6 protein-coding genes are annotated in these 4,838 nt (G+C 63.7%); 1 reads left to right on the top strand and 5 read right to left on the bottom strand.

The window, feature by feature from the left end:
* Nucleotides 1-674 (top strand): inositol monophosphatase (locus EOA27_RS22175; RefSeq protein WP_145970467.1); only part of this gene is annotated, 674 nt, incomplete at its 5' end.
* 44 nt (nucleotides 675-718) lie between these two features.
* On the opposite strand, the gene EOA27_RS22180 is transcribed toward EOA27_RS22175, so the two are convergent.
* The 5 genes from EOA27_RS22180 to EOA27_RS22200 all read right to left on the bottom strand — a co-directional run.
* Nucleotides 719-1,987: a multidrug effflux MFS transporter gene (locus tag EOA27_RS22180; RefSeq protein WP_126082485.1), complete on the bottom strand. Its 1,269-nt coding sequence runs from the start codon at nucleotides 1,985-1,987 to the stop codon at nucleotides 719-721.
* Nucleotides 1,988-2,142: 155 nt separating this feature from the next.
* Nucleotides 2,143-2,478: a Grx4 family monothiol glutaredoxin gene (gene grxD, locus EOA27_RS22185; RefSeq protein WP_040981263.1), complete on the bottom strand. Its 336-nt coding sequence runs from the start codon at nucleotides 2,476-2,478 to the stop codon at nucleotides 2,143-2,145.
* A gap of 152 nt (nucleotides 2,479-2,630) precedes the next feature.
* A complete protein-coding gene (locus EOA27_RS22190) occupies nucleotides 2,631-2,864 on the bottom strand; it encodes a BolA family transcriptional regulator (protein ID WP_006206026.1) in 234 nt (77 codons plus the stop codon).
* 109 nt (nucleotides 2,865-2,973) lie between these two features.
* On the bottom strand, nucleotides 2,974-3,498 hold the full coding sequence (locus EOA27_RS22195) for a hypothetical protein (RefSeq protein ID WP_126082486.1): 525 nt from the start codon (nucleotides 3,496-3,498) through the stop codon (nucleotides 2,974-2,976).
* On the bottom strand, nucleotides 3,495-4,838 hold a 1,344-nt coding region (locus EOA27_RS22200), incomplete at its 5' end, for an AIR synthase-related protein (RefSeq protein WP_245491135.1). The genes EOA27_RS22200 and EOA27_RS22195, both read right to left, overlap by 4 nt.

The raw sequence follows: 4,838 nt of genomic DNA on the forward strand, positions 1-4,838 counted from the left end.
CCGAGAGGCTGATCACCGCCCGGCTGCGCGAGCGATTTCCAGACGCAATGGTGGTCGGCGAGGAGGCCTGCTCCGACAATCCGGCGTTGCTGTCGGGCCTTGGCGATGCCGCGCTTGCCTTCGTCATCGATCCGGTCGACGGCACTTTCAACTTCGCCTCCGGCGTGCCGCTGTTCGGCGTCATGGCCGGCGTCGTCGTCAATGGCGAGACCGTCGCCGGCATCATCCACGATCCGGTCGGCAAGGATTGGCTGATCGGCGCCAAGGGCGGGGGCAGCCATATCCGCCACGCGCATGGCGCGCTGGAGAAGGTCCGCGTCGCGGCGCCGGTGCCGATGTCGCAGATGACCGGCGCCGTTTCCTGGCAGTTCCTCGATGAGCCTGAGCGCTCGCGGCTCGCCCGCAACCAGACCAAGACGCTGTCGCAATTCGCCTATCGCTGCGCGGCGCATGAATATCGGCTGCTTGCGAGCGGTCACGCCCATTTCGTGCTCTACAACAAGCTGATGCCCTGGGATCATCTCGCGGGCGCGCTGATCCATCAGGAAGCCGGCGGCCATGTCGCGCGCGTCGACGGCAGCGCCTATCTGCCGTCGCATGTCGACGGCGGCCTGCTGGTCGCGCCGGACAAGCAAAGCTGGGACGAGTTGCGCCGCGAGCTCTGGGCCGAATAGGAATAAACCGCGCCCCGGCCGGCAACCGCCAGCCAGACGACAACCTAATGCAGATCGGTGACGTGCCCCGAAACAGGGGGATTGTGCGGCTGGAACATCCTGCCCCGCTCGGCGATCAGGATCATCAGCAGGGCCGCGACAGAAACGCTGCAGAAGCCTGCGGCCAGAGGCGTGACCGTGCCGTTGTAGGCCTGGCCGATCGCCGCGCCGATCAGGGCGCCGAGAAAAGTCTGCATGAAGCCAAGGATGGATGCCGCCGTGCCGGCGAGCTCGCCGAGCGGCTCCATGGCGAGAGCGTTGAAATTCGCGCCAAGACCGCCGAACGGCAGCATCGCGCCGGCAAAGAAGGTGATGAAGAGCCAGAGCGGCATCTGCATCTCCAACGAAACGACCAGCCAGGCAAGGCTGATGCACAGGAAGATGAGCAGCGCGCCTTGCGACAGACGGCGCATTCCGATCTGTCCGACCAGCCGCGAATTCAGATAGTTGGAGAAGGCAAGCACGGCGGCAACACCGGCAAAAATCAGCGGGAACAATTCGCCGACATGGAAGATGTCGATGTAGATCTGTTGCGCCGAGCTGATGAAGCCGAACATGGCGGAGAAGATGAAGGTGCTGGCGAAGGCATAGCAAAGCGTGAGCCGGTTGGTGAGCACGATGCGGAAGCCGCCGACGACCGAGCTTATCGTGAGTGGCCGGCGATATTCCGCATTCAGCGTCTCCGGCAGGCGCAGCAGAGCCCAGGTCGAAACGATCAGCGCGCCGATGGCCATGGTCACGAAAATCCAGTGCCAGGTGGCGAACAGCATGACGAACTGGCCGATGCCGGGCGCGATGACGGGGATGGCCATGAACACCATGAAGATCAGCGACATCACTTCGGCCATACGCCGGCCTTCGAACGTGTCGCGCACGATCGAGACGGCGATGACGCGGGTCGCAGCCGCGCCGATGCCCTGGATGAGACGCCAGGTCAGCAACAAAGCGAAACTGGGCGCTATGGCGGCGGCAGCCGCGGCCACGACATAGACCACCAGGCCAAAGACCAGCGGCGCGCGGCGTCCAAAGCGATCCGAAATGGGCCCGAACAAAAGCTGTCCGCCGCCAAAGCCAAGCATATAGGCGGTGATGACATATTGGCGGTGGTTCTCGCTCTCGACGCCAAGCGAGGCGCCGATCTGCTGCAGCGCTGGCAGCATGATGTCGATGGCCAGGGAGTTGAGCGCCATCAGCGCTGCGCACAGCGCGATGAATTCCCAGCGCGGAATGGGCAAGCTGCTTGCCCGTTGCGACGCTTCTACCTGCTTGTCCACGGCAAAGTCCGATCTTTCAACGAACAAGCGCCGGCTGGCCGGCGCGCTGGTTCGTCTCATCCCCGAGATGCGGGTTCATGATTGCCGAGGTGGGGGCGGCCCCGGGCGATGCTTGCCGGCCGGAGAGTTAGCCTCCGCCGGCGAGCAAGATTGAATCAGGCTGCGCCTTTGACGCTGACGCCCTTTTCGACCAGGAAGTCCTGCAACTCGCCGGCCTGGAACATTTCACGGACGATGTCGCAACCGCCGACGAATTCACCCTTCACATAGAGCTGCGGGATGGTCGGCCAGTTGGAATAATCCTTGATGCCTTGGCGCAATTCGGCCGAGTCGAGCACGTTCACGCCTTTGTAGTCGGCCCCGATGTAATCGAGGATCTGCACTACCTGGCCGGAAAAGCCGCATTGCGGGAAGCCCGGGGTGCCCTTCATGAAGAGCACGACGTCGTTGCTCTTCACTTCATTGTCGATGTAGTCGCTGATGCCGGTCATGGACAATCCTTTCACGCCTGTGGGAGTCAGGCTCGAAGCATGTCCTTCAAATAGACCCATAGGGTGGCTGAAACAAGACTTTAGCCGCGACGCTACTTGAATGGCGCAAGGGATAACGCGATTTTGTGCCAAGCCTGAGAGGATGGCAGCGTTCAGTCCGGGACGCTGGTCTGCAGGGCCAGCGCGTGCAGCACGCCGCCCATATTGCCCTTCAGCGCGTCATAGACCATCTGGTGCTGCTGGACCCGGCTCTTGCCCCGGAAGCTTTCGGCAACGACCTCCGCCGCGTAATGGTCGCCGTCGCCGGCGAGATCACGGATCGTCACCTTGGCGTCCGGAATGCCTTCCTTGATCAGTTTTTCGATGTCGTGGGCATCCATTGCCATGGCAAAATCCTGTTTCAAGCGGGGCAGCTAGGCAGCACCGGTATGATCTGACTCGCGAGCCTAAAGCCTTTCCGACCCGGATTGAAGCCGTTCCGTCCGCGACAGCGGCCTAAGAATTGTCCTGCTTCGAATGGATCACGCCATCTTCGGTGATGTCATCGCGGGTCGAGAAGGCCCGGCCAAGGCTGAAGGTGAGTATATAAAGCGGGATGTTGATCAGCAGGCCGACGATGGGAAGATAGCTCGTCATTCGCCAGGCGGACGAGAAGAAGGGTTGGCCATAGCCGTCGCAGATCAAGGACGAGCCATAGTCCCAAGTCGCTCCGATGATCGCGGCAACGATGAAGAGCTTGATGCAGGTCGCGATATGCCGTGTTCGCGCCGGCTCCGGCGCGAGCCTGTCCCACAGCACCAGGCAGACGATCGGAACCGCGTAGATCAGGGTCTGCAAGACGAGCATCGGCAAAGCGGCATTGGCCGCGGCCAGGAACTCGTCGCGGGTTTCCAGCCGTGCGCACTCCTCGCTCGAGGTGGTCGACAGCAATAAGAAAACGAACGGGCCGAGGAACCAGAAGAAGAACAGCGAAGGCCAGAAGACGACTGCGATCAGCGCCTTCACAGTCAGCCTGGTCAACTGGCCTGGTCCATGAAGCGCGGGAACCAGCCTTCATGGGCAGCCTTCAGCTCGCTGACCGGGACCGGCCGTGCGTCACCCAGTTTCAAGTCACGCCCTCCGGTGGTGCCGATCCAGGGCGCGAAGATGCCGAGCTTCTCCTGTTCCTGGCGGATCCTGTCCCATTCGCCGCTCTGCGGGTCGATCGACAGCGTCAGCAGGTAGCGGCCCTGGTCCTCGCCGAACCAGACCGGAATCGGATCGGTGCCGGTGAGCCCCGGAATGGCGGCGCCAATGCCGGAGGCCATCGCCATTTCGGCGAGCGCTATCGCCAGGCCGCCGTCGGAGATGTCGTGCGCGGCGGTGACGACGCCGGATGCAATCAGCGAGCGCACATGGTCGCCGACGCGCTTTTCATGCGCGAGATCGACCGGCGGCGGCGGACCGTCGGCGCGGCCGTGGATGTCGCGCATATAGACGGACTGGCCGAGATGGCTGCCCCAGCTCGGCGGCGCGCCGACCAGCACGATCATCTGGCCCTCGGCGGCAAAGCCGATGCGCGCCATCTTCGACCAGTCGGCGATCAGCCCGACGCCGCCGATGGTCGGCGTCGGCAGGATGCCGCGGCCATTGGTTTCGTTGTAGAGCGAGACATTGCCGGAGACGATCGGGAAGCCGAGCGCGCGGCAGGCATCGCCGATGCCTTTAACGGCGCCGACGAACTGGCCCATGATCTCGGGCCGCTCCGGATTGCCGAAATTGAGGTTGTCGGTGGCGGCGAGCGGCAGCGCGCCGGTGGCGGTCAGGTTGCGCCAGCATTCGGCGACCGCCTGCTTGCCGCCTTCGTATGGGTCGGCCTCGCAGTAGCGGGGCGTGACGTCGGAGGAGAAGGCGAGCGCCTTGGTCGGATGGCCCTCGACGCGCACCACGCCGGCGTCGCCGCCCGGAAGCTGGAGCGAGTTGCCCTGGATCAGCGTGTCGTATTGTTCCCACACCCAGCGCCGCGAGGACAGATCCGGCCCACCCAGCATCTTGAGCAGCGCGTCGGCGACATCGGCCTTGGGCGCATCGTTGGCGGCCAACGGCGCCGGCTTCTTCGCCTCGACCCAGGGGCGGTCATATTCCGGCGCCTGGTCGCCCAGCTCCTTGATCGGCAAATTGGCGACCTCATCGCCCTGATGGATGACGCGGAAGCGCAGATCGTCGGTGGTCTTGCCAACGATGGCGAAGTCGAGCCCCCATTTGCGGAAGATCGCCTCGGCTTCCTCTTCCTTCTCGGGGCGCAGCACCATCAGCATGCGCTCCTGGCTTTCCGACAGCATCATCTCATAGGCGCTCATGCGCTCCTCGCGCACCGGCAC

It is taken from the genome of Mesorhizobium sp. M2A.F.Ca.ET.037.01.1.1, assembly GCF_003998075.1.
Taxonomy (GTDB): Bacteria; Pseudomonadota; Alphaproteobacteria; order Rhizobiales; family Rhizobiaceae; genus Mesorhizobium.

What these genes read in the sequence shown, in the direction of transcription:
- grxD (WP_040981263.1), bottom strand. Translation starts at nt 2,478, where the DNA reads ATGACCGGCATCAGCGACTACATCGACAATGAAGTGAAGAGCAACGAC.
- EOA27_RS22190 (WP_006206026.1), bottom strand. Translation starts at nt 2,864, where the DNA reads ATGGCAATGGATGCCCACGACATCGAAAAACTGATCAAGGAAGGCATT.